General features: G+C 67.0%; 24 protein-coding genes, 1 other RNA gene and 1 pseudogene. 8 read left to right on the top strand and 18 right to left on the bottom strand.

Annotated features, from left to right (window positions below; translation table 11 throughout):
• The 4 genes from rsmH to GH681_RS13615 all read right to left on the bottom strand — a co-directional run bounded on the left by rsmH (nt 1) and on the right by GH681_RS13615 (nt 2598).
• Nucleotides 1–930, bottom strand: a complete 930-nt coding sequence (gene rsmH / locus GH681_RS13630) for a 16S rRNA (cytosine(1402)-N(4))-methyltransferase RsmH (protein ID WP_153161994.1) — start codon at nt 928–930, stop codon at nt 1–3.
• Nucleotides 927–1373 (bottom strand): division/cell wall cluster transcriptional repressor MraZ, encoded by a 447-nt coding sequence (gene mraZ, locus GH681_RS13625; RefSeq protein WP_153161993.1) that lies wholly within the window; start codon nt 1371–1373, stop codon nt 927–929. Before mraZ ends, rsmH begins: the two co-directional genes overlap by 4 nt.
• 362 nt (nt 1374–1735) lie before the next feature.
• Nucleotides 1736–2128, bottom strand: an RNA gene (rnpB, locus tag GH681_RS13620) — RNase P RNA component class A.
• 44 nt (nt 2129–2172) lie between these two features.
• Nucleotides 2173–2598 (bottom strand): hypothetical protein, encoded by a 426-nt coding sequence (locus GH681_RS13615; RefSeq protein ID WP_153161992.1) that lies wholly within the window; start codon nt 2596–2598, stop codon nt 2173–2175.
• Between the two features lie 213 nt (nt 2599–2811).
• Here GH681_RS13615 and GH681_RS23365 point away from each other — a divergent pair, with 213 nt between their 5' ends.
• The 4 genes from GH681_RS23365 (at nt 2812) to GH681_RS13595 (ending at nt 5933) form a co-directional block, all read left to right on the top strand.
• A complete protein-coding gene (locus GH681_RS23365) occupies nt 2812–3396 on the top strand; it encodes a hypothetical protein (RefSeq protein ID WP_194271237.1) in 585 nt (194 codons plus the stop codon).
• On the top strand, nt 3393–3926 hold the full coding sequence (locus GH681_RS13605) for a YMGG-like glycine zipper-containing protein (RefSeq protein WP_153161991.1): 534 nt from the start codon (nt 3393–3395) through the stop codon (nt 3924–3926). The genes GH681_RS23365 and GH681_RS13605 overlap by 4 nt, the downstream gene beginning before the upstream one ends.
• A gap of 81 nt (nt 3927–4007) precedes the next feature.
• The gene (locus GH681_RS13600) at nt 4008–5171 is read left to right on the top strand and encodes a UbiH/UbiF family hydroxylase (RefSeq protein WP_153161990.1); all 1164 of its coding nucleotides are present in this window, start codon (nt 4008–4010) and stop codon (nt 5169–5171) included.
• A gap of 33 nt (nt 5172–5204) precedes the next feature.
• Complete coding sequence (locus GH681_RS13595) at nt 5205–5933, top strand: DsbC family protein (protein ID WP_153161989.1); 729 nt, start codon at nt 5205–5207, stop codon at nt 5931–5933.
• 67 nt (nt 5934–6000) lie between these two features.
• Here the strand turns inward: GH681_RS13595 and GH681_RS13590 are convergent, their stop codons facing one another.
• A complete protein-coding gene (locus GH681_RS13590) occupies nt 6001–6840 on the bottom strand; it encodes an EAL domain-containing protein (protein WP_153161988.1) in 840 nt (279 codons plus the stop codon).
• Nucleotides 6841–7268: 428 nt separating this feature from the next.
• The gene (locus GH681_RS13585) at nt 7269–8528 is read right to left on the bottom strand and encodes a murein transglycosylase A (RefSeq protein WP_228111905.1); all 1260 of its coding nucleotides are present in this window, start codon (nt 8526–8528) and stop codon (nt 7269–7271) included.
• A gap of 188 nt (nt 8529–8716) precedes the next feature.
• Between GH681_RS13585 and GH681_RS13580 the strand changes: the two genes are divergently transcribed.
• Nucleotides 8717–9580, top strand: a complete 864-nt coding sequence (locus GH681_RS13580; protein ID WP_153161986.1) for an ATP-binding protein — start codon at nt 8717–8719, stop codon at nt 9578–9580.
• A complete protein-coding gene (locus GH681_RS13575; protein WP_153161985.1) occupies nt 9577–10524 on the top strand; it encodes a Nudix family hydrolase in 948 nt (315 codons plus the stop codon). Before GH681_RS13580 ends, GH681_RS13575 begins: the two co-directional genes overlap by 4 nt.
• 16 nt (nt 10525–10540) lie before the next feature.
• Here GH681_RS13575 and GH681_RS13570 read toward each other — a convergent pair whose 3' ends face one another.
• From GH681_RS13570 to GH681_RS13520, 12 genes and pseudogenes are all read right to left on the bottom strand, one after another.
• Nucleotides 10541–10744, bottom strand: coding sequence for a DNA gyrase inhibitor YacG (locus GH681_RS13570; protein WP_153161984.1), 204 nt, complete (start codon nt 10742–10744; stop codon nt 10541–10543).
• Nucleotides 10744–11499 (bottom strand): cell division protein ZapD, encoded by a 756-nt coding sequence (gene zapD, locus GH681_RS13565; protein ID WP_153161983.1) that lies wholly within the window; start codon nt 11497–11499, stop codon nt 10744–10746. The genes GH681_RS13570 and zapD overlap by 1 nt, the downstream gene beginning before the upstream one ends.
• Nucleotides 11500–11553: 54 nt before the next feature.
• Nucleotides 11554–12177, bottom strand: a complete 624-nt coding sequence (gene coaE, locus GH681_RS13560; RefSeq protein ID WP_153161982.1) for a dephospho-CoA kinase — start codon at nt 12175–12177, stop codon at nt 11554–11556.
• Entirely contained in the window at nt 12174–12899 is a 726-nt protein-coding gene (locus tag GH681_RS13555; RefSeq protein ID WP_153161981.1) for an SPOR domain-containing protein, read from the bottom strand. The genes coaE and GH681_RS13555 overlap by 4 nt, the downstream gene beginning before the upstream one ends.
• 73 nt (nt 12900–12972) lie before the next feature.
• A complete protein-coding gene (locus GH681_RS13550; protein ID WP_153161980.1) occupies nt 12973–13692 on the bottom strand; it encodes a type III pantothenate kinase in 720 nt (239 codons plus the stop codon).
• Nucleotides 13692–14495: a biotin--[acetyl-CoA-carboxylase] ligase gene (locus GH681_RS13545; RefSeq protein ID WP_153161979.1), complete on the bottom strand. Its 804-nt coding sequence runs from the start codon at nt 14493–14495 to the stop codon at nt 13692–13694. The genes GH681_RS13550 and GH681_RS13545 overlap by 1 nt, the downstream gene beginning before the upstream one ends.
• A gap of 221 nt (nt 14496–14716) precedes the next feature.
• A complete protein-coding gene (gene ntrC / locus GH681_RS13540; protein ID WP_153161978.1) occupies nt 14717–16120 on the bottom strand; it encodes a nitrogen regulation protein NR(I) in 1404 nt (467 codons plus the stop codon).
• A 105-nt stretch (nt 16121–16225) separates the two neighbouring features.
• Nucleotides 16226–17299: a nitrogen regulation protein NR(II) gene (gene glnL / locus GH681_RS13535; RefSeq protein ID WP_153161977.1), complete on the bottom strand. Its 1074-nt coding sequence runs from the start codon at nt 17297–17299 to the stop codon at nt 16226–16228.
• A 66-nt stretch (nt 17300–17365) separates the two neighbouring features.
• Nucleotides 17366–17611: a hypothetical protein gene (locus GH681_RS23715; protein WP_228111912.1), complete on the bottom strand. Its 246-nt coding sequence runs from the start codon at nt 17609–17611 to the stop codon at nt 17366–17368.
• A gap of 66 nt (nt 17612–17677) precedes the next feature.
• Nucleotides 17678–17863: pseudogene (locus tag GH681_RS23710) on the bottom strand (DUF4124 domain-containing protein); the annotation flags it as partial.
• 156 nt (nt 17864–18019) lie between these two features.
• On the bottom strand, nt 18020–19429 hold the full coding sequence (gene glnA, locus GH681_RS13525; RefSeq protein WP_153161975.1) for a type I glutamate--ammonia ligase: 1410 nt from the start codon (nt 19427–19429) through the stop codon (nt 18020–18022).
• A 200-nt stretch (nt 19430–19629) separates the two neighbouring features.
• Nucleotides 19630–20811 (bottom strand): cation diffusion facilitator family transporter, encoded by a 1182-nt coding sequence (locus GH681_RS13520; protein ID WP_153161974.1) that lies wholly within the window; start codon nt 20809–20811, stop codon nt 19630–19632.
• A gap of 62 nt (nt 20812–20873) precedes the next feature.
• Between GH681_RS13520 and GH681_RS13515 the strand changes: the two genes are divergently transcribed.
• Both GH681_RS13515 and nadA read left to right on the top strand, forming a co-directional pair.
• Nucleotides 20874–21326: a rhodanese-like domain-containing protein gene (locus GH681_RS13515; protein WP_153161973.1), complete on the top strand. Its 453-nt coding sequence runs from the start codon at nt 20874–20876 to the stop codon at nt 21324–21326.
• A 16-nt stretch (nt 21327–21342) separates the two neighbouring features.
• Nucleotides 21343–22443 (top strand): quinolinate synthase NadA, encoded by a 1101-nt coding sequence (nadA, locus tag GH681_RS13510; RefSeq protein ID WP_153161972.1) that lies wholly within the window; start codon nt 21343–21345, stop codon nt 22441–22443.
• Nucleotides 22444–22492 lie beyond the last annotated feature (49 nt).

Genomic DNA, 22492 nt, shown 5'->3' with positions numbered 1-22492 from the left:
TCAGTCCGCCTGCCTTTCGGCGATGCGCATCACGGCGCTGCGGGAACGCGGGTTGACGGCTATCTCCTCGTCGGACGGGCGCACCTGCTTGCCGACCAGCCCGAGCTTGGGCTTGGGCATGTCGGCGGCACGCACCGGCAGCCGCGCCGGAAGCTGTGGTGGCCGCGACTCGTCGCGCATGAAGCGCTTGACGATGCGGTCCTCAAGGGAGTGAAAGCTGATCACCACCAGACGGCCTCCGGCCGCCAGTGCTGCCACAACCTGCGGCAGGACTAGCGACAGCTCCTCAAGCTCTTGATTGACGAAAATCCGAAGAGCCTGGAAGGTGCGCGTCGCAGGGTGCTGGCCCGGCTCGCGCTTCCAGACCGTCGCTTCCACGATCGCGGCAAGCTGTCCAGTGGTTGCGACATGCCCCCCTGCCCGAGCAGCAACAATCGCCTTTGCAATCTCATAAGCAAACCGTTCTTCACCGTATTCCCTCAGTACCCGGGTTATGTCGGCGACCGGCGCTTCTGCCAGCCACTCCGCCGCGGTCATCCCGCGGGTCGTATCCATTCGCATGTCGAGCGGCGCATCAAAGCGAAAACTCATGCCCCGCCCGGCTTCATCCAGTTGAGGAGACGACACCCCCAGATCCAGCAGGACGCCGTCCACCTTCTCCACACCCCGCTCGGCCAGCGCCTCGGCAAAATCCGAGAACGGCGCATGGACGAGTTCAAAACGCCCGTCACCGATCGCCTCGCCCGCGGCAATCGCCTGCGGATCGCGATCAAAGGCGATGAGCCGGCCCTCCGGCCCCAACTGGGCCAGGATCGCCCGGCTATGCCCGCCGCGACCAAAAGTGCCGTCCACGTAAACGCCGTCCGGCTTGATCGCCAGCGCTTCCACCGCCTCTTTCAGCAGCACCGTGATGTGCGGTGCGGTACTCACAGCGGCAGGTTTTCCCAACCGGCGGGCATGAGATCCGTGCCCAGGGCGAAGATCGCCTCCTGCTGTTTCTGCCAGCCCGCATCCGACCACAACTCGAAGTGATCGCCCTGCCCCACCAGATGCACCTGCTTTTCCAGCTGCGCAAAGCCGCGCAGCTCGGGCGCGATCAGCACGCGGCCAGCCGAATCCATCTGTTCATCGCGGGCGAAACCCACGAGCAGACGCTTGAGCAGGGCGGAACGCTGATCGAGGCTCGAGCCGGCAAGCACCTTGTCGCGGATCGGCCCCCAGGCGGGAGCGGGATAGATCAGGAGGCAGCGGTGGGGATGCGCGGTGAGGATCAACTCGTTTCCGGCCAGCTCGGCGAGCGCGTCCCGATGCCGCGCCGGAATCGCCAGGCGACCCTTCGCATCGAGACTGAGCGCCGCTGCGCCTTGAAACATTGAAGACCCCACTTTCCAACCCTGACGAACCGGAAAAACTCACTTTTTCCCACTTTCGTCCACTTCGTCCCACTTTAGAGCAAAAAAAATACCCGGTCAAGTTGGGTCCAGAGCAAATCTCTTTTCGCCACAAGCACTTAGGAATTGGACAAGGCCGCGTAGGAAATCCGCTTACAAATCAACGTCAGTAGCGGAGATTGCAAAAGTTGAGGATGAATTCACAGGTCGCGCAGCCGGCCAAAAGGCAGCCGAAAGGCTTTCAGGCGCCAGAGCGCAAAAGAGTGTTTCGCACCAAGGCCTGGCGCGAAAAAAGTCTCAGTCGTGGAGAAAAGTGGAGGAAACGAAAAAAACGTGTGGCGAAGTGGGGAAGTCCGCCGATAAGCCGGGTTCTGTCGAGCGGACCGGTCCGAAAACCAGCCCGCCGGGCAATCATTCCTCTGGTCGACGCGTTACCGCGCCGCTCAAGCAGCCTACCCGGGGACTCAGCGAGCAGCCTCAACGTCCCCCTATTTGGCCTTGCCCCGGATGGGGTTTACCGTGCCGTCCGTGTCACCACGTCCGCGGTGGGCTCTTACCCCACCGTTTCACCCTTGCCTGATCCGCCCGGAGGCGGCCATCGGCGGTCTGCTCTCTGTTGCACTTTCCGTCGCTTTGGCCCGAAGGCGTATGGCGCCCGGCCGTTAGCCGGCATCCTGCTCTGCGGGGCCCGGACTTTCCTCGATGCGCGAACGCACCGCGACTGCCTGGCGAACTTCCCGGCGCGGAGTATAGCCGCTTCAGCAGGCAAAAGCCCGTCGCGTCACTCCGGGTCGCGCAGCTCGGCGGCACGGGAGACCACCTCGTCGATCACGCAGTCGAGGCGCGAATAGAACGAAGGGCCGCTGGAATCTCCCCAGGCAGTAAGGGAATCGCCCACCGAGATGCCAACATCGAGCTCGCCGCAGCCGTCCGCACTGGCAAGCCCGGGCAGGCGGCCGGCGACCCGCCGGCCAAGACGCCCGCCCCCCTTGAAGACCACCACCACGTCGCTGGTCTTGGGATCGACCCCCAGGCTGCGGACGCCCATCGCACGAAGCGCAGGGCCGTGCTGAACCTCGACCTTCGCGGCCATGACGGGGTCGCTGCGACGCCGATCGACCGGCTGATCCACCTGCATGTAGAGCACAATGCCCACTGCAAGAAGGATCAACGCCCCGAGGGCGATGACGAGTTTACGGACGTCCATAAAATACCAAAAACATCAAAAACGATATTGTCTCGCACTTTGCATCTCAATTCATCCGAGCAAGGAAAGGCTGCGTGACGAAAACTGCCCTGTAAGCAATTCTTGCTGCAGCCAGGTTCCGTCGCATCCCGTTACGAGTTGCGCAGACAGGTACTTACACGGCACCGAAGGCGGTGCTGCAATGATGCATGTAAACAACAGGAGTTCCGTGCGATGAAAAGTCCGTTTTGCCGATCGACGCCGCTCGCCCGACGGGCACTGCTCGCGGCGCTCCTCACGGCGGGTACGGCCGTCGCCATTCCGGCTCACGCCGACCGTGGCGGGCGCTTCCGTGGCGGCCCGGGCTGGGGTCCGGCACCACGAGTATGGGTCAGCCCGCACCATCACGGCGGCTTCAACGGGTGGTGGATCGTCGGCGCCCCGTGGGTGTTCTACCCTCCCTATTACAGCCCACCGCCCGTCGTTGTCCAGCAGGAAGCCCCCATCGTGCTGCCGGATCTGCCTCCAGCGCCGCAGAGCTGGTACTTCTGCGAGAGCGCCCGCGCCTACTACCCCTACACCCAGACCTGCCCCGAAGGCTGGCGCAGCGTCCCGGCCACGCCGGCCGGCGAAAGCCAGGCGGCGCCACCCGCAGACGTCCAGAACTGGTACTACTGCGAGAGCGCCAAAGGCTATTACCCCTACGTCCAGCGCTGCCCCGAAAAGTGGCGCCCGGTCGCCGCCCAGCCCCGGACACCGCCCCAGGGCACCACGCCGCCGGCCCCCGCAACCGGCCCGGAAGGAGCTTCCAAGCCATGAGCACACCCGAACGCCCGTCCCGTCTGCCCCGCAGCGCCCGGCTGCTGTTGATTCCTCTCGCCCTGCTCGCCGGCTGTGCCAGCCTGCCCAGCGGCCCGCGGGTGGCGGTGATGCCCGCTCCCGGCAAGCCCCTTGATCTTTTCTCGATGGAAGACCGCCAGTGCCGCAATTACGCCGATCAGGCTATCGGCATCGCGCCACGGGATTCCGCCGCCCAGAACATGGTCGGCAGCGCCATCGTCGGCACGGCCATCGGTGCCGCGGTGGGCGGCCTTGCCGGCGGCAACCACGGCGCGGCCACCGGAGCGGCGGTCGGCATGGTGGCCGGCTCCGCCAGCGGCACCAGCCAGGCCGCCTATGCCGGCGCCGACGCCCAGCGCCGCTACGACATCGCCTACCAGCAATGCATGTACGCCAAGGGCAACCAGCTGCCGGGATACGGCTATCGCGCCCCCGCGCCCGCCGCAGCCGGCGGCGTGCCGCACTACTACCCGCCCCCGCCGCCGGCCCCGGCCCTTCCGCCCCGGTAATCCGCTCCAGCCCGGCGGCATCCCGTCGCGGGTGACTTCCCCTGCGCCGTCCGGCACAATCCGGGGCGCAGGAGATCAGCCATGAAATTCGATGTACTCATCGTAGGCGCCGGACTTGCCGGCGCCGCCCTCGCCGCCGCACTTCGCGGCAGCACCCTGAAGGTCGGCATCGTCGAAACCCGCCCCCCGGCCCGCCCGGAGGGCTGGGATGCGCGCATCTACGCGATCAGCCCGACCAACGTGGATTTCCTCTCCGAGATCGGCATCTGGCAGCACCTCGACCCGGCCCGCATGGCGCCGGTGTACGACATGGAGATCCACGGCGACGCCGGTGGCCGGCTCGATTTCTCGGCCTACGACAGCGGCCTGCGCGAGCTCGCCTGGATCCTCGAATCCAGCCTGATGCAGCTCGAGCTGTGGGAAACCGTCAAGCGCCAGCACAACGTCACCCTGATCTGCCCGGCCTCGCCGGCGGCGCTGGCCATTGACGACAGCGCCGCGCGCCTCACCCTCACCGACGGTCGGCGGATCGAGGCGAAGCTGGTGGTGGCCGCCGACGGCCGCGACTCGTGGGTGCGCCAGGCTGCCGGCATCGGCGCCCGCAACACTCCTTACGACGAGAAAGGCGTGGTCGCCAACTTCCGCTGCGAGAAGCCCCACCGCAACGCCGCCTTTCAGTGGTTCCGCCCGGACGGCGTGCTGGCCTATCTCCCGCTGCCCGACCAGCAGATGTCGATGGTGTGGTCGGCCCCGGATGCTCTCGCCGACGAACTCGTCGCCCTGCCCCCCGAAGCCCTGTGCGCCCGGGTGGCCGAGGCCGGCGGTTACCGGCTCGGCAAGCTCGAACTCATCACCCCCGCCGCGGCCTTTCCGCTGCGCCTGATGCGCGTCGAGACCGCGGTGCGCCCGCGCCTCGCGCTCATCGGCGACGCCGCCCACGCGATCCATCCGCTGTCGGGCCACGGCATCAACCTGGGCTACCAGGACGCCCGCGTGCTGGCCGAGCAGATCAAGGATCTACCCGCCTGGCGCGATCCGGGCGAGTTGCCGGTGCTGCGCGCCTACGCCCGCGCCCGCGCCGAGGAAACCGCCCTGCTGCAATACACCACCCACGGCCTCAACCGCCTGTTCAAGCCGGCCGACCCGATCCTGTCGGGCCTGCGCAACATTGGTCTGAACCTCACCAACAGCGTGCCTGTCTTACGTAACGCGCTGGTCCGCTACGCCATTGCCGGCCGCTTCTGAACCCCACTACACGCCGCCCCTGGAGATTCCCGGATGAAATTCCCCTTCGTACGCTCGCTGCTCGCGACCCTCTTCCTCGCAGCCGGCGTCGCCCATGCAGCCACCGACGAAGCCTCGGTCAAGAAGAACCTCGAAACCTTCGTGGGCGGCCCGGCCGTCGACAGCGTCAAGAAGACCCCCTACGGCGGGCTCTACGAAGTGGTGCTCAAGTCTGGCGAACTGATCTACACCGATGCCACCGTGAGCTTCATCATCGACGGCAGCCTGATCGACGCCAAGACCCGCAAGAACGTCACCCAGGCGCGGATGGCCCAGCTCCTCAAGATCGACTTCGCCACCCTGCCCCTCGATCAGGCCATCAAGCAGGTGCGCGGCAACGGCAAGCGCGTCATCGCCAGCTTTGAAGACCCGAACTGCGGCTACTGCAAGCGCCTCGCCAAGGACATGCAGGGCCTCAAGGACGCCACCATCTACACCTTTCTGTACCCCATCCTGAGCCCGGACTCCACCGAGAAGTCGAAGAACATCTGGTGCGCCAGGGACCGGGCCACCGCCTGGAACGACTGGATGACCGCCGGCAAGGTGCCCGCCGCCGCCGCTGCCAGCTGCGACACCAGCGCCATCGACAAGAACGTGGCCCTCGGCCAGAAGATGAAGGTCTCGGGCACACCCACCATCTTCACCGCCGACGGCAACCGCCTGCCCGGCGCCGTGCCCCTGGCGCAGCTAGACCAGGCCATGAACCAGGCCGCCGGCAAGTAAGCTCGGACGCCCCACGCAACAAGGGCTGCCCACGGGCAGCCCTTTTGTTTGTGCCGACCCGGCCGGATCAGGCCGCCGCCCGGGGCCGGCGGGGCCTCGGCACCGGCAGGCAATGGGCCGCCGGCCGGCCCAGCAGATGGCCCTGCAGCCAATCCACACCAGCCTCCCGCGCCACGTCGAGCTGCAGCGGGTTCTCGATGCACTGGCACACCACGCTCATGCCGAGGCGCCGGACCTCGGCGGAGAGCTCGGTCATCACCCGCTTGGCGAGGCTCAGGTGGCCGGCGTGGCCGATCAGGCTGCGGTCGAGCTTCACCACGTCGGGGGCCAGTTGCTCCAGCCTTTCCAGATCGGACGTATGCCGACCGAAGTTGTCGATGGCCACCCGATAGCCCCGCTCCCGGTATTCGGCGATCGCCGTGGCCAGCGGCGCGACGGGCTCGAAGCCGTCGTCGGAGAGCTCCAGCATCACCCGGTCGGAGGTCAGCCCGCAGCGGGCCAGCACCGTCTCGAAAACATGACCGTGGTGGTCGCGCACCGCGCGGATCAGCTGCGGATGCACATTGAGGGCCAGGAAGCCCCCGTGCTGCTCCCGCTCCAGCAAAAAGTTGAGGGCATGCAGGGTGCGCGCCATGCGATCCAGGTGCACCAGCTCGGCATCGTCCCGGGCTTCCAGGAACACCGTCTGGGCCGGCGTGGCAGAAGCGCCCAGCACGTGCAGATGCGCCTCGTGCCCGGCCGGCTGGCTGCCAGCACGCTCGACGATGGGCTGGAAGCGCGTCCCGAAGACCCGCCCGCCAAAGTGCATGCGCACCTGCCCGTCGACGAACCGGAAGCCCTCGTCCTCGCCACCGCGGACGAGCCGGTTGCGCTTGTTGAAGTAATGGACGAGTTCGGTAAGGGGCACGATGGTCTCCAGGATGCAGATTGGATGGCGACTGGGGTAAGGCGCCAGCTTCGCACGGTAGCGCGGGGCTCCGTGCGGGCAAACCATGAATTTACGAAAAACTTATTACAAATCTACGATCTACGCTCAGCCCCGCGCAAAAGAAACGCCCGCCGTGGGCTCGCTGGCGCCCGCCGACCAAAGCCTGGGTGCTGCGCGCGCAAGCCAGAGATCAAATCGCGCAAGTCTCGCTTGCGATCTTCAAAGAAAAGCTTGCGGCCTCCCAAGTCGGACTTGCAGTTTTTCAAAGTCAGACTTCGGATGGCCCAAGTCTGACTTACACGCGCCCAGGTAAAACTTGCAAAGCCCCAAGTCCGATTTGGAACCGTTCAAGTGTTTGCCAAGCGATTTCAAGTCGGCGCCTGACGCGCCGACCCTGGGCTTCGACCTCAGCGCGGCACCTGATCGCGCGGATAGAGCACCCACATCTCGCCCTTCTGACGCATCCGCCCGGCCTGGGCGCCGGCTTCGGCGCCGAAGCCCCAGTAGAAGTCGCCGCGCACGCCGCCCTTGATGGCGCTGCCGGTGTCCTGGGCCAGCATCAGGCGGCGCAGGGGCTGGCTGCTATTGGGCTGGGTGGTGGAGAGGAACACCGGCGCCCCCAGCGGAATGCTGCGCGGGTCCACCGCCAGGCTGCGCCCGTCGGTGAGGGGCTGGCCCAGGGCGCCCACCGGGCCGCCATTGGTGTTCGGCACTTCCCGGAAGAACACATAGCTCGGGTTGGCGTTGAGCATCTCCTGCAGGCGGCCGGGGTTGGCTCGCGCCCAGTTCTTGATGCCGTCCATCGAGGCTTGATCGATGCGCAGTTCGCCCTTGTCGGCCAGCCAGCGGCCGATGGACTGGTAGGGATGGCCGTTGGTGTCGGCGTAGGCGATGCGCACGATGCTGCCGTCGGGCAGCTTCACCCGGCCGGAGCCCTGCACCTGCAGGAAGAACAGATCCACCGCGTCGTCCGCGTAGAGAATGGCCTTGGCCGCGAACTTGTCGGCCATCCGCGCCACCTCGGCGCGGGAGTAATACGGCACCACCTTCTTGCCCACCAGCCGGCCGCGCAGGCGCTGCCCCTTGAGATCCGGCAGCACCTCGCTCAGGTCGATGGACAGCAGATCGTCCGGCACACCCAGCACCGGCCAATTGTAGGCCCCGCCCTTGTGGCGGCTGCCGTTGATGAGGGGCTCGTAATAGCCGGTGATGAGGCCTTCCTTGGTGCCGTCCGGGTTGCTCACCCGCCACGGGGTGAAGCGCGACTCGAAGAAATTGCGCACCGCCGACGCGCCCGGGCGCTCGCCCAGCCCGCGGGCCGCCTCGCAACTGGCGGCCCACACCGCCTGCCGGCCGATGGCCCGGCACGACGCCAGGAAGGCCGGCCAGGCCTCGTCGATGGCGTCACCGCTCCAGCCCGGCAGATCGGCCCACGCCGCCGGCTGCAGCGGACGCGCCAGGGGCTGGGGCGCCGGTGCACCGCCGGTAGCGGCCGGCGGCGTGACCGCGGGTGCCGGGGTCGGGTGCGCCGGCTGGACGACCGGCGCGGACGGGCCGCTCACCGGGCGCGGCGCGCCGGCGCAGGCCGCCAGCAGCAGCGCGGCGCAGGTGACGGAAAGACGGGACAGGGCAGGAGAAGCAGAGACGGAGCGGAAGGGGTGGAACATGGATGGGGTACACTCGCGGCTGGCAATCATTACCCGCCCGAGTATAACCACCGGCCCGCCTGGCCGGGCCTGCAAAGGATGCGCCATGTGGCTCGTCGGCCTCGAACTCGGCCTTGTCGCCGTGCTGCTTCTCATCGTCGCCCTCGCCCTGCGCAGCCCGAAGAAGGACGACACGGAAGACCGCCCCGATGACTGACCTCAACCAGTTCCTCTCCCGCGCCGAGCGCCTGCTCGAACGCCTCGAACGCTTCCTCCCGGCCGACGCCGCGCCGCCCGACTGGAACGCCTCCACCGCCTTCCGCTGGCGCAACCGCAACAACGCCAAGGCCCTGCTGCCGGTGCCGCGCCCCCACCAGATCCGCCTCGACGACCTGCAGGACATCGAGGAGAAGAAGGAGCGCATCGTCGCCAACACCCGCCAGTTCCTGGCCGGCAAGCGCGCCAACAACGTGCTCCTCACCGGCGCCCGGGGCACCGGCAAATCGTCGCTGGTGAAGGCCCTGCTCAACGAATTCGCCGGCGCCGGGCTGCGCCTCATCGAGGTGGACAAGGACGACCTGATCGACCTGCCCGATATCGTCGAGCTGGTGCAGGACCGCCCGGAGCGATTCATCCTGTTCACCGACGACCTCTCCTTCGAGGACGGCGAGCCCGCCTACAAGGCCCTGAAGAGCGTGCTCGACGGCTCCCTGGCCGCGGTGCCCGACAACGTGCTGATCTACGCCACCTCCAACCGCCGCCACCTGATGCCCGAATACTTTTCGGAGAACGCCGCCACCAAGCACGTGGACGGCGAAGTGCATCCGGCCGAGGCGGTGGAAGAGAAGATATCCCTCTCCGAGCGCTTCGGGCTGTGGATCTCCTTCTACCCCTTCAGCCAGGACGAATACCTGGCGGTGGTGAATCACTGGCTGGGCGAGTTTGGCGTGCCGACGGATGCGATCCCCGCTGCCCGCGGCGACGCGCTGCAATGGGCGCTGCTGCGCGGCTCCCGCAGCGGTCGCGTGGCCTGGCAGTTCGCCCGCGACTACGCCGGGCGCTTTGAATCATGAGCCAGGCACCTCGCAAGATCGTCCATGTGGCCGCGGCGATCATCACCCGCCCGGACGGCAGCTTCCTCCTCGGCCAGCGCGCGCCGGACACCTTCTACCCGGGCTACTGGGAATTCCCCGGCGGCAAGGTCGAGCCAGGCGAGACGCCCCGCGACGCGCTGATCCGCGAACTCGACGAAGAGCTGGGCATGAAGGTGGAGGTGGCCTTGCCGTGGATCACCCGCGAGCACGTGTATGAGCACGCCCACGTGAGCCTGCACTTCTTCGAGGTGCCGGCATGGCGTGGCAACATCCACGACAAGGTGCACTCGGCGCTCGCCTGGCAGCACGCCGACGCGATGGACGTGGGCCCGATGCTCCCCGCCAACGGCCCGATCCTCAAAGCCCTGCGCCTGCCCCGCACGATGGGCATCACCCACGCCGCGGAAGCGGGCGTCAATGCCCAGCTGGCGCAGCTCGACGAGGCCCTGGCCGGCGGCCTGAAGCTGGTGCAGCTCCGCGAGGCGGCGCTGCCGACCGCGGAGCGCGAAGCCTTCGCCCACGCGGTAGTGGGCCGCTGCCACGGGGCGGGCGCCCTCGTCGTCGTCAATGATGATGCTGAGCTCGCCCGCTCCATCGGCGCCGACGGCCTGCACCTGCCGGCCCGGCGGCTCGCGGAGATCGATGCAAGACCGGATTTCGAATGGGTCGGCGCGTCCTGCCACAACCGAGCCGAGCTGGAAAAGGCTGCCGCCCTGGGCCTGGATTACGCGCTCCTCGGCGCGGTCAAGCCCACCCAGAGCCATCCCGGGCAAGCCGGGCTGGGCTGGGACGCATTCGGCAAGCTGGTGGAGCGGTTGCCCCTGCCGGTGCTCGCCCTGGGCGGGCTCACGCCGAACGACCTGTCCGACGCCAAGGCGGCTGGCGCCCACGGCATCGCCGGCATCCGGGCGATCTGGGGGTAAACGAAAAACCGGCCGCTCAGTGCGGCCGGTTGAGGGGATCAGTGTCGTTGTCGAGGGGCGTCTCACCCGCCACCCGATACTGATCGGTCGCCCAGGCACCCAAGTCGATCAACCGGCAACGGTCGGAACAGAACGGCCTCCATTTGTTCTCCGGCACCCACTCGACGGCGGTGCCGCAGGTCGGACACTTGACCACGCGGGGCTTGCTGGGCGTCGTCATCAGAGATTGCAGAAAGTCAGCTCGAAGGGCACATCCACGTCCACCTGACCCGGTCGGGTCACGGTTTCGGCGTGCATCAGGCGGATGTTGAGGGCGTACTTGTTGGCGCTGGTTTCCGGCACGCACATGGCACCGCCGTGCAGACGGATACGGATCATCTGCACCGTGCGCCCACCCATGGTCTGCTGGAAGGCGCCGCGGTGGGCCACCTGGGATTCGGGCCGGCCGCTGGCGCGCAGGAGGCGCAGCACGATGGCGAGGCCGTCGCGGATCGGCAGCAGGGGCTGGACCCATGACATCAGATCGCGCCGGCGCAGTTCGACCTCGCGGTTGAGCCAGTGATGGTAGGACGGCAGATCGAATTCACAGGCGCCGCCGGGAATCGCCGCGCGGCTGCGGATGTTCATCAGCCATTCGTTCTCGCGCAGATACTGGCCGGTCTTGCCGGCCATGGCGAGGAGCGAGGCCGACGCCTGCTCGATCTCGTAGAGGGCACCGGAGAGGGCTTCCTCGGAAATCTGGGGATTGTTGCGGAAGGACAGGAGGATCTGGCGCTGCCGTTCGAGTTCCTGCACCAGGTCGACCTTGAGATCGGCACGGCTCGCGACTTCGAGGATCTCGAACAGGGTGACGAGCGCCACGTGGTGTTCGAGCGAGCCTTCGGCGCGCACAAAGTGCATGACCTTCTCGAAAAGGTCTTCCAGCCTCAACAGCGTGCGGATCCTCTCGTTGAGCGGATATTCGTAAGTGATCACGCGCGCGCCTGGATAAGGTATGGAAAATTGACGGTCAGACCGGCGCGAATCATATCACAGGCCCTGCGCCCGCGCCGCGCGGGCCAGGTAGTCGGCGTGCAGACGTGCCACCTGGGAGCGCAGGGCATCGAGGCTGCCGGCGTTGTCCACCACGTCATCGGCAGCGGCCAGCCGGGCTGCGCGGGACGCCTGGGCCGCCATGATCGCCCGCACCTGATGTTCGTCGAGCCCGCTACGGCTCATCACCCGCGCCACCTGAACGTCCTCGGGGCAATCGACGACGCACAGGCGTGCCACGCGTTCGCGGTAAGTGCCGGATTCGATCAGCAGCGGTACCGCCAGAATCACGTAGGGCGCGGTGGCGGCGCGGCACTGGCGCTCGCTCTCGTCGCGGATCATCGGGTGCAGGATGGCCTCGAGGCGTTTGCGGGCGTCGGGGTCTTCGAAGGCCAGCGCGCGCATCGCCGGGCGGTTGAGGGCGCCGTTGTCGGCCACCACGCCGGCGCCGAAGGCGGCCTCGATGGCCGGCATCGCCGCGCCTTGGGGGGCGGTGAGCTGGTGGGCGATGAGATCGGTATCGACGATGGCTGCGCCGAAATCACGAAAGAGATCCGCCGCAGCGCTCTTGCCGCTGCCGATTCCGCCGGTCAGGCCCACCACAAAAGGCCGCAATGTCATGGAGCACATTCGAGACGATTGGCACCCCGGAGCCGCTCGGAAAGATCGCTCGCCAGGGTGGCCAGGCTGTCGGACGGGCCGCGCACCTCGACCCGCAGCACATTGGCGCCGCGGCTGGCGATCTGCGCGCTGCGCACGCCCTTTTCACGCAGCAGGTTGAGATGACGGCCGGCGGCCTGTTCGTTCTTGAAGAGGCCGAGGGAAATCGCAAACTGGTTGGGGCCGGCATCCTGGACGATGAACAGATCCTCCACGCCCAGCCGGCGAAGCTCGGCCGCCTTGCGGTCGGCGCCTTCCTTGTTGCCCTGGCTGGGGATATGCACCCACCAGGACGTGGTGCCGACACCGCGACTCTCAGAAAGCTTGAAGCCGGAGCCCGTTTTGGCGACCCGCGCCGACAGCTCGGCGGCCTGATCCGCGGTGAGGCCGCTGAACGCCACGCAGGCCGGCGGCGCGGCATCGGCCGCCTGGGTGGGTGGGGCCGGAACGGGCTCGGGGGCCGGCGCCGATTCGGCGGGTGCCGCGACGACAGGCGCAGGAGGCGGAGCCGGAGCCGGCTGCGACGACTCCACGACGAGGCGAAGCCGCTCCGGATTGAGCTGGTTGCTCAGTCGCTCGGGCTCGCCGCCGGACGAGCCAGCACCGAGCCCGCCTTTCCAGACGGCCAGCGCCAGCAGGTTGGCGAGAACGAGGATGAGGACTGCTACACGTAAAGTGACCATGGCCGCAAGACTAACCCATCACGGTCAACGGGAAAAGGCACCGAATGCCCTGCAGGCGTGGAGAGGCGCGCCGTTACAATTCTTGACGCATATGCGCCAACCCTTCGAGCACCAGGTTTTCGACCAGGCGCAGCGGGCATTCGAGATGGGGCGCGAGGCTGCCCGCCGCCCCACCGTTGAGCAGGCACAGCGCACCTTCTTCCGCCGCCACCAGCCGGAACATCCGCTCGATGGCACCCACCTGGGCGTGCAGGCAGCCGGTGACGATGGCGTCGGCGGTGCGCCGCGGAGTGGTTTCGAAGCGCCCGTCGGCAAAAGGTAGCTGGGCGGTGTCGCGGGCGAGGGACATGCGCATCAGGTCGAGCCCCGGCAGGATCACCCCACCCTGAAACACGCCGGCGCCGTCGAGCAGATCGGCGGTGGTGGCGGTGCCGGACGTGACCACCAGCGCCGCCCTGCCGTGGAGCGCCCGGGCGCCGACGAGGGCCGCCCAGCGGTCCGCCCCCAGCCGGGCGGGGTCGAGATAGGCGTTGCACACGCCGAAGCCTTCGGCCTGCGGGCGGATCCATTCGGCCTCCAGCCCGCGCTCGGCCAGCATCGCGCCAAGCCGGCCGCCAACAGTGGCGCCGGCCACGTTGGCGCCGAGCATGCGCCGCACCGGCCCAAGCCCCGCCAGCACGTCGGCAAAGCCATCCAGTGCCGACAGCAGCACCGCGCCCTGACCGAGCCAGCGATCGCCGTCGCGCAGCCCCCATTTGAGGCGGGTGTTGCCCACATCGAGAAGCAGATCCATCACGCCAGCCTCAGGGAGACCTCGCCGGACAGCACCCGGCGACGCCCCTCCGGCGTATCGAGGAGCAGCGCGCCGTCGTCATCGACCCCAGCACAGGTGCCGGCGACTTCCTGCGCCTCGCCGAGGATGCGCACCGGCAGGTCGGCAAAGGCGTTGCGCTGCTGCCACGCGGCGCGCAGGGCCGGAAAGCCGGCCGCGGCGTAGAGATCGAGGAAGTGATGGAGCTGACCGAGCAGCAGCCCGAGCAGGCGATTCGGACCCGGCGGCGAAGCCAGACAGGCCGCCAGATCGGTGACGCCGGTGGCGGATTCCACCTGGGCATCGGCAGGCAGGCGCAGGTTGAGGCCGATGCCGATCACCGCCGCCGGCGGACGGCCGCGGGACGACGACAGCTCGACAAGGATGCCGGCGAGCTTCTTGCCGTGAATGAGCACGTCGTTGGGCCACTTGAGCTGCACGCCCTCGACGCCCAGCTCTTCGAGCGTGCGCGCCACCGCCAGGCCGACCACCAACGACAGCCCGGCCGGCATGTGGGGCGCCGGCATGAAATGCCAGCGCAGCGAGAAGGTCAGCCCGGCGCCCGGCCACGACAGCCAGCTGCGGCCACGTCGGCCGCGCCCCGCGGTCTGACGATCCGCGGCCAGCACGGCGATCCGCCCGTCGTCGTCGGCCGGCGTTTCCATCAGCCGGCTGTTGGTGGAATCGCACTCCGGCACCACCACCAGCGAAAACTGCCCCGCGAGTTCGCCCAGCACGGCCGCCACCGCCCCCGCGTCGAGGGCCTCGAAATCGGAATGGCTCAAGAAGGATTACCTGATCGTTGAAACGAATCGGTAATTATGGCGGACAGGGGCGGAAATTGGGGAGCCTGAGGCTTCAAGCCGCCCCAGAGAACCTTCGGACCGAAAGGGGTGGAGAAACCGTAGCGAGCGGCCCGAGGTCGCGACGAGGAGCGGAAACGTACAAGCGTACGTTGAGCACCGGAATCGCGAGATCGGGCCGCGCAGTAGGTTTATCGCCCCTTTCAGGCGTGGTCGGGTTCTTCGAGGCCGAGCTCCTGGATCTTGCGGGTGATGGTGTTGCGCCCGATGCCCAGCAGTTGCGCGGCCTCGATCCGGCGCCCGCCGGTGGCCGACAGGGCGCGGCGGATGAGGATGCGTTCGAAATCGCGGGAGAGCATGTCGAACACCTCGCCCGGGTGCTGGGCGATGGCCCGATCGGCCTCGGCCATCAGGGCGTCGCCCCAGTTGGCAGGCTGTTCACGGGTGGGCTGGTCCTTGAGTTCGGGCGGCAGGTCGGCCACTTCGACCGTCTGGCCCGGGGCCATCACGGTGAGCCAGTGGCAGAGGTTCTCGAGTTGGCGCACGTTGCCGGGGAAATCCAGGCTCTGCAGGTACTTCAGGGTTCCGTCGGAGAGGCGCTTGGCCTCGACGCCAAGTTCCTGGGCCGACAGGGAGATGAAGTGCTTGGCGAGCGACGGGATGTCCTCGCGACGCTCGCGCAGCGGCGGCAGGCGCAGGCGGATCACGTTGAGGCGGTGGAACAAGTCCTCGCGGAACAGCCCCTGGCGCACCCGGTCTTCCATGTTCTGGTGGGTGGCGGCGATGACGCGGACGTTGGCCTTGATCGGCTGATGGCCGCCGACGCGATAGAAGTTGCCGTCGGAGAGCACGCGCAGCAGGCGGGTCTGCAGCTCGGCGGGCATGTCGCCGATTTCGTCGAGGAACAGCGTGCCGCCCTCGGCCTGCTCGAAGCGGCCGCGGCGCATGGTCTGGGCGCCGGTGAAGGCGCCGCGTTCATGGCCGAAGAGTTCCGATTCGAGCAGATCGCGGGGGATCGCTGCGGTGTTGATGGCGATGAAGGGCGCGTCCTTGCGCGGGCTGTGGCGATGCAGCGCGCGGGCCACGAGCTCCTTGCCGGTACCGGATTCGCCGTTGATCAGCACCGTGGCGTGGGACTGGGCGAGCCGGCCGATGGCGCGGAAGACTTCCTGCATCGCCGGCGCCTGACCGAGGATCTCGGGCATGGACGACAGCTCTTCGACCGCACCGGCCTGGTGGGCGCTCTCGTCGATGGCGCGACGCACCAGCTCGACCGCCTGATCCACGTCGAAGGGTTTGGGCAGGTATTCGAAGGCGCCGCCCTGGAAGGCCGCGACGGCGCTTTCGAGATCCGAGTAGGCGGTCATGATGATGACCGGCATCTGGGGAAAGCGCGCCTTCACCTTCGAGAGCAGCGCCAGCCCGGATTCGCCAGGCATGCGGATGTCCGACACCAGCACCTGGGGCGGCTGGGTGGCGCTATCGAGCGCGGCCAGCACTTCGGCCGCCGTACCGAAACTCTTGTACGGAATCTCCTCCCGGGCCAGGGCTTTCTCGAGCACCCAGCGGATCGAGCGGTCGTCATCAACAATCCAGACAGAATTCATGTCATTCACACGCACAAAAGTGAAACGGGCAAAGGTTTCGATCGCGGACAGGGCCGGAATGGATCGGGCCTGGCGCACCACATTGGTGCATCACACAAGCATCCATCAGCCCTCCCCGTCCCGGGCGATCGGCAGATAAACCGTGAAGCAGGTGCGACCCGGGCGCGACTCCACGTCGATGGCGCCCTGGTGCTGCTCGATGAAGCTCTGGGCCAGCGACAGGCCGAGGCCGCTGCCGTTCTCGCGACCCGAGACCAACGGGTAGAAGATCTTGTCGCGGATCTTGTCGGGGATGCCGGGGCCGTTGTCGATGACCTGCAGTTGCAGCGCCAGCTTGAAGCGGCGCTTGGCCATCGTGACCTGGCGGGCGGCGCGGGTGCGCAGCACGATCTCGCCCACGCCATGGAGCGCCTGGGCGGCGTTACGCACGATGTTGAGGATCGCCTGGATGAGCTGCTCGCGGTCGCCGGTGATGTAGGGCAGGCTGGTGTCGTAGTCGCGCCGCACCTCGATCGACGGGAACTCGGCCAGGGTGAGCCGGCGCACCCGCTCCAGCACGTCGTGCAGGTTGAGCTGGGTGGGCTGCATCATCCGGTGGGAGGTGAGCAGGCGGTTCATCAGCTCCTGCAGGCGGTCGGCCTCGGCGATGATGACCTGGGTGTATTCGCGCAGCTGCGGGTCGTCGAGCTCGCGCTCGAGGAGCTGGGCCGAGCCACGGATGCCGCCCAGCGGGTTCTTGATCTCGTGGGCGAGGTTGCGGATCAGCTCGCGGTTGGCCTGCTGCTGGTGGGCGAGCTGCTCTTCCCGCGCCACCTTGAGGTGCGCGTCCATCGGGCGGAACTCGAGCAGCAGGCGGGCCTCGGCACATTCCACAGGCGTGACGGTGCAATCGAGGTGCAGCGGCTCCAGCCCCGGGCGGGCGACGGTGAGGTTGTGGCCGGTGTAGCTCCAGTTGTCCCGGAGCACGTTGTTGAGTGCACTGCCAAGGCCGGCAGGCTCGCCGAGCAGGCGGTGCAGGGCGTAACCGATGATCTTGCGGCTGCTCACCGCAAAGAGGTTTTCGGCACCGGGATTGAGGTACCGGACGACCAACTGGTCATCCACCAGCACGACTGCGGATGAGAGCAGTTCGAGGCCGGCGAAGGCGGAAGGCGAGGAGTCGGGCTGGTCGTTTTGCATAAGACTACCTATGCAAGAAGCAGACCACATCGAAGGCACCCACCCGAAGTGCCTCCGTCAACCGCGTCAGCGCAGGTTGCTGATCTCGCGCCGGAGGGCCTCGATGTTGCGCTCGTGAAGCTGCACCTTGTCTTTGTAGGGCTGCACGCGGTCGAGCACTTTCTGATAGTTGCGCTCGTTGCCATAGCGGACAGATTCCTGCTCCTCGAGTTCCTTGCGGGCCGCCTCGAGGCTCTTCTGCTCGGTGGCGAGTTCCTCTTCGAGGATGCGCCGGCGGTCGGTGTCACGCGCTTTCTGGGTGCCCGAATCCACTCTCGGAAAACCGGCGCCCCCGGACGACGCACCACTTTGGGGCGATTGCACTGTCGCAGGGCGCGACGCCGGTGCGCTGCCGGGTACCGATGAAACAGCCTGATCCCGAGCCAGGGTATTGCACCCTTTTCCGGACGGCTTGTTGTTGGTGTACGTGACGTGACCAGCCTCGTCGACGCACTTGTAGATGTCCGCCACAGCCAGTGGCGAGCACAGCAGGGAAACCAGCAACAGTGGAATTCGTAAATTCATGGTCGGCATGCCTGGACGCGGGTCACGACAAGTGTAGTGGCGGTGCATGATGAACTCAAAGGGCGTCCTCCACAAACACAAAGGGACGGGCCAAAGCCCGTCCCCAGGTAACGCAGCGGCCGGCCAGCAAGCTGACCGGCCTCCAACCTCGAAAGGTTAGATGGCGTAGTACATCTCGAACTCGACCGGGTGCACTTCGACGCGCAGACGGTTCACTTCTTCCTGCTTCAGAGCGATGAAGGAATCGATGAAGTCGTTGCTGAAGACACCGCCGCGGGTCAGGAACTCGCGGTCCTTGTCCAGGGCTTCCAGAGCCTGTTCAAGGCTGGAGCAGACGGTCGGGATGAGCGCGTCTTCTTCCGGCGGCAGGTCGTACAGGTTCTTGTCGGCGGGGTCGCCCGGGTGGATCTTGTTCTGGATGCCGTCGAGGCCGGCCATCATCAGCGCGGCGAAGCACAGGTAGGGGTTCGCGCCCGGATCCGGGAAACGGGTCTCGATGCGGCGGGCCTTTTCGCTGTTCACGAACGGGATCCGGATGGAAGCGGAACGGTTCTTGGCAGAGTAGGCCAGCTTGACCGGGGCTTCGTAGTGCGGAACCAGACGCTTGTAGGAGTTGGTCAGCGGGTTGGTGATCGCGTTCAGGGCGCGGGCGTGCTTGATGATGCCGCCGATGTAGTACAGGGCGGTTTCGGACAGGCCGGCGTAGCCGTTGCCAGCGAACAGGTTCTTGCCGTCCTTCCAGATGGACTGGTGAACGTGCATGCCGGAACCGTTGTCGCCAACGATGGGCTTCGGCATGAAGGTCGCGGTCTTGCCGTACTGGTGGGCGACGTTCTGGACGATGTACTTGGTGATCTGGGTCTGGTCGGCACGACGCACCAGGGTGTCGAACTTGGTGCCGATTTCGTTCTGACCGGCAGTCGCCACTTCGTGGTGGTGCACTTCAACCGGCACGCCGCAGGCTTCGAGAGCCAGACACATGGCGGCACGCATGTCGTTGAAGGAGTCGACCGGGGGAACCGGGAAGTAGCCACCCTTCACGGCGGGGCGGTAGCCGGTGTTGCCACCTTCGAACTTCTGGTCGGACGCCCAGGCGGCTTCTTCGGAGAAGATCTTGTGGTAGGCGCCGGACATGCCGACCTTCCACTCGACGGAGTCGAAGATGAAGAATTCGGGTTCCGGGCCAAAGTAGGCGGTGTCGCCGATGCCGGAGGACTTCAGGTAGGCCTCGGCGCGGTTGGCGATGGAGCGCGGATCGCGGTCGTAGCCCTTGCCGTCGGCGGGGTCGATCACGTCACAGCTCAGAACCAGGGTGGTTTCGTCGAAGAACGGGTCGATGTAGGCGGTCTTGGGATCCGGCATCAGCAGCATGTCGGAGGCCTGGATACCCTTCCAGCCGGCAATCGAGGAACCGTCGAAGGCGTGGCCGCTTTCGAACTTGTCTTCGTCAAAGGCGCTGACCGGGACGCCAACGTGCTGTTCCTTACCCTTGGTGTCGGTAAAACGGAAGTCGACAAACTTGACTTCGTTTTCCTGGACGATCTTCATGACGTCTTGCGGGGTCATATAACTCACTCCTAACGGGTTGAAGCTGCTTCGCAGTGGAAAAAGGTTTTCAGTGAAACGACAATTCAGTCAGCGAACCCAGCAAGCAGAAAACATGCCAGCACGCAAACGAAAACAGTTCATTGTGCCACAAGGTTCTGCGGCGGCGGCTCGCAAAATGCATTGCACCAAAGCGGTGCCATGCACCGGCACACGCACCGCTATGGTGCAAACCGACCCAGCAGTTCGATGCGCCGCCAGTGGGGCGACGTAGCCACCCGCTGGGCAACATGCCGGCGAAGGGCGTCGAGCCGCGCCCGGTCGGCGCACCAGTCAAAGGGCAGGAACACCTCGGCCTCGACCCGGTTGCCCAGGTAGTGCAGCACGGCGGGCGCCGCCTGGGGCACCTCGGCGCCGAGGATCTCGGCCAATTCGGCCACCAGCGCCGGCCGCCCGGGCAGGCCGCGCCCGCCGGTGTCGGCCATGTCTTCCTCGCTATCCACGTGCACCAGCACGTCGAGCACGTCCGGAAAGCCCGACCGCACCCGGGCGCGGGCCAGCTCGGCGATCCGGTGGCCTTCCGACACGCTGATCCGCGGATCGACCCGCACGTGGGCGTCGACCAGCACCCGATGCGCCATGCGACGGGTGCGCAGCTCGTGCACGTCGATCACGCCGCCGGTGGCGCTGAGCGTCTTGTGCATCTTTGCGACTTCGTCCGGGTCTACCCCGGTGTCGATGAGTTCGCGCAGCGCCTCGTAGGCGAGCAGCGCGCCCATGCGCAGAATCATGAAGCCCACCAACGCCGCCGCAAGGGGTTCGAGAAAGCGATAACCGGCGAGGCTGCCGCCGATGCCCACCGCCACCACCAGCGACGAGGCGGCGTCGGCCCGGGCGTGCCAGGCGTTCGCCACCAGCATCGGCGAGCGCAGGCGCTGGGCCACGGCGAGCATGTAGCGGAACAGACCCTCCTTGCCGGCGAGGGTGATCAGCGCCATCCACAGGGCAGCCGGATGGAGTTCCGGCAGCGCATCGAGGCTCTGCAGGCGGACCGCGGCGGTGAGCAGGAAGCCCGCGCCGACGCCCGCCAGCACCAGCCCGAGCACCATTGACGCGGCGGTCTCGTAGCGACCGTGGCCGTAGGGGTGACGCTCGTCGGCGGGATTGGCGCCGTGCCGGCTGGCGTACATCACCATGAAATCGCCGAGCAGATCGGACAGCGTGTGCATGCCGTCGGCGACAAGGCTCTGGGCGTGGGAGAACAGGCCCACCGCGATCTGGCAGACGGTGAGCACGACATTGATCGCCACGCTCACCCAGGTGGCACGCTGCGCCTCGCGGGAACGGCTGGCGTCGTCGCCAGAGGAGCCGGCAAGGCCGGCGGAGGGAGCATCGTGAGACATGACTTGCAGGCCGGGGGGCCGGCGGTATACTCGCAGTCCGCCATTCTAGCCGGACAGCCGTCATGGGAAAATTAAGCGAAACCCTCTCCCTCGCCCAGGAACGCGCGCGGAGCATGAATCTCGCGTACGCCGGCGCCCTCACCCCCCAGGAGGCCTGGGACGTGCTGCAGCTGGCGCCCGGCGCCCGTCTGGTCGATGTGCGCACCCGTGCCGAATGGGACTGGGTCGGCCGCGTACCGGGCTCGGTCGAGATCGAATGGATGCTCTACCCGGGCAATGAACCGAACCCGCACTTCCTGGCCCAGCTCCAGCGCCAGGTCGATCGCGAGGCGCTGGTGATGTTCCTGTGCCGCAGCGGCGCCCGCTCCAACGCGGCCGCCAATCTCGCGGTCGCGTCGGGCTTCACCAACGCCTACAACATCCTCGAAGGCTTCGAGGGCGACAAGGATGCCAGCGGACACCGCAACAAGGTCGGTGGCTGGCGCCATGCCAACCTGCCCTGGACCCAGGGCTGAACGACAGGATTCCCAGATGCAAGCCGTCCCCATCAGTTTCGACCGCTTCAACACCCTGGCCGACGCCGACGCCCACGAGCGCATCCGCGCCGCCCGCGCCCGCCTCGGCGACAAGGCCGTGCTGCTGTGCCACCACTACCAGCGCGCGGATGTTTACCAGTACGCCGACCTCACCGGCGATTCGCTCAAGCTGTCGCGCCTCGCCGCCGAGACCGACGCCGAGTTCATCGTGTTCTGCGGCGTGCATTTCATGGCCGAGGTGGCGGACATCATGTCCAAGCCCCATCAGCAGGCCATCCTGCCCGACCTCGCCGCCGGCTGTTCGATGGCCGACATGGCCAACCTCGCCAAGGTCGAGCGCTGCTGGCGCGAGCTGACCGAAGTGCTCGAAACGCCCGACGCGCAGATCACGCCGGTCACCTACATCAACTCCGCGGCCGACCTCAAAGCCTTCTGCGGCGAGCACGGCGGCATCGTGTGCACCTCCACCAACGCCCCGGTGATCCTCGACTGGGCCTTCAAGCAGCGCGAGAAGGTGTTGTTCTTCCCGGATCAGCACCTGGGCCGCTGGACGGGCTTCAACAAGGGCATCCCCCTCGACGAGATGGTGGTGTGGGATCCGGACCAGGAATATGGCGGCCTCACCGTCGAGCAGATCAAGAAGGCCAGGATCCTGCTCTGGAAGGGTCACTGCTCGGTGCACCAGATGTTCCAGCCGGCGCACATCATCAAGTTCCGCAACCAGTACCCGGAAGGCAAGGTCATCTCCCACCCGGAGAGCGCGCTGGAAGTGTGCCGGCAGTCGGACTTCGTCGGCTCCACCGAGTACATCATCAAGGTCGTCAAGGAATCCGCCCCCGGCACCCGCTGGCTGGTGGGCACCGAGCTCAACCTCGTCAATCGTCTCGCCGAAGAGGTGAAGCACGAGGGCAAGATCGTCCAGTTCATGGCGCCCACCGTGTGCATGTGCTCGACCATGCAGCGCATCGACCCGCAGCACCTGGCCTGGACCCTCGAGAACCTCGCCGACGGCAACGTGGTCAACCGGATCACCGTGCCCGAACACGAAGCGGCGCTGGCCAAGGTCGCCCTGGAGCGGATGCTCGCCGTCTCCTGACGCGTGCCCTGCCCCGCCCTCAAGACGGCGCCTGCGGGCGCCGTTTTCA

The sequence above is a fragment of the Zoogloea sp. 1C4 genome (assembly GCF_009469605.1).
Taxonomy (GTDB): domain Bacteria; phylum Pseudomonadota; class Gammaproteobacteria; order Burkholderiales; family Rhodocyclaceae; genus Zoogloea; species Zoogloea oryzae.
This window is presented reverse-complemented; position numbering and strand designations above follow the sequence as displayed.

Excerpts from the sequence above, each read along its gene's own strand:
- nadA (WP_153161972.1), top strand. The coding sequence starts at position 21,343 with ATGCAAGCCGTCCCCATCAGTTTCGACCGCTTCAACACCCTGGCCGAC.
- GH681_RS23365 (WP_194271237.1), top strand. The coding sequence starts at position 2,812 with ATGAAAAGTCCGTTTTGCCGATCGACGCCGCTCGCCCGACGGGCACTG.
- glnA (WP_153161975.1), bottom strand. The coding sequence starts at position 19,429 with ATGACCCCGCAAGACGTCATGAAGATCGTCCAGGAAAACGAAGTCAAG.
- GH681_RS13575 (WP_153161985.1), top strand. The coding sequence starts at position 9,577 with ATGAGCCAGGCACCTCGCAAGATCGTCCATGTGGCCGCGGCGATCATC.
- ntrC (WP_153161978.1), bottom strand. The coding sequence starts at position 16,120 with ATGAATTCTGTCTGGATTGTTGATGACGACCGCTCGATCCGCTGGGTG.
- GH681_RS13550 (WP_153161980.1), bottom strand. The coding sequence starts at position 13,692 with ATGGATCTGCTTCTCGATGTGGGCAACACCCGCCTCAAATGGGGGCTG.
- glnL (WP_153161977.1), bottom strand. The coding sequence starts at position 17,299 with ATGCAAAACGACCAGCCCGACTCCTCGCCTTCCGCCTTCGCCGGCCTC.
- GH681_RS13600 (WP_153161990.1), top strand. The coding sequence starts at position 4,008 with ATGAAATTCGATGTACTCATCGTAGGCGCCGGACTTGCCGGCGCCGCC.
- GH681_RS13580 (WP_153161986.1), top strand. The coding sequence starts at position 8,717 with ATGACTGACCTCAACCAGTTCCTCTCCCGCGCCGAGCGCCTGCTCGAA.
- GH681_RS13555 (WP_153161981.1), bottom strand. The coding sequence starts at position 12,899 with ATGGTCACTTTACGTGTAGCAGTCCTCATCCTCGTTCTCGCCAACCTG.
- GH681_RS13520 (WP_153161974.1), bottom strand. The coding sequence starts at position 20,811 with ATGTCTCACGATGCTCCCTCCGCCGGCCTTGCCGGCTCCTCTGGCGAC.
- coaE (WP_153161982.1), bottom strand. The coding sequence starts at position 12,177 with ATGACATTGCGGCCTTTTGTGGTGGGCCTGACCGGCGGAATCGGCAGC.
- GH681_RS13595 (WP_153161989.1), top strand. The coding sequence starts at position 5,205 with ATGAAATTCCCCTTCGTACGCTCGCTGCTCGCGACCCTCTTCCTCGCA.
- GH681_RS13570 (WP_153161984.1), bottom strand. The coding sequence starts at position 10,744 with ATGACGACGCCCAGCAAGCCCCGCGTGGTCAAGTGTCCGACCTGCGGC.
- GH681_RS13585 (WP_228111905.1), bottom strand. The coding sequence starts at position 8,528 with ATGTTCCACCCCTTCCGCTCCGTCTCTGCTTCTCCTGCCCTGTCCCGT.
- GH681_RS13615 (WP_153161992.1), bottom strand. The coding sequence starts at position 2,598 with ATGGACGTCCGTAAACTCGTCATCGCCCTCGGGGCGTTGATCCTTCTT.
- mraZ (WP_153161993.1), bottom strand. The coding sequence starts at position 1,373 with ATGTTTCAAGGCGCAGCGGCGCTCAGTCTCGATGCGAAGGGTCGCCTG.
- GH681_RS13515 (WP_153161973.1), top strand. The coding sequence starts at position 20,874 with ATGGGAAAATTAAGCGAAACCCTCTCCCTCGCCCAGGAACGCGCGCGG.
- GH681_RS13605 (WP_153161991.1), top strand. The coding sequence starts at position 3,393 with ATGAGCACACCCGAACGCCCGTCCCGTCTGCCCCGCAGCGCCCGGCTG.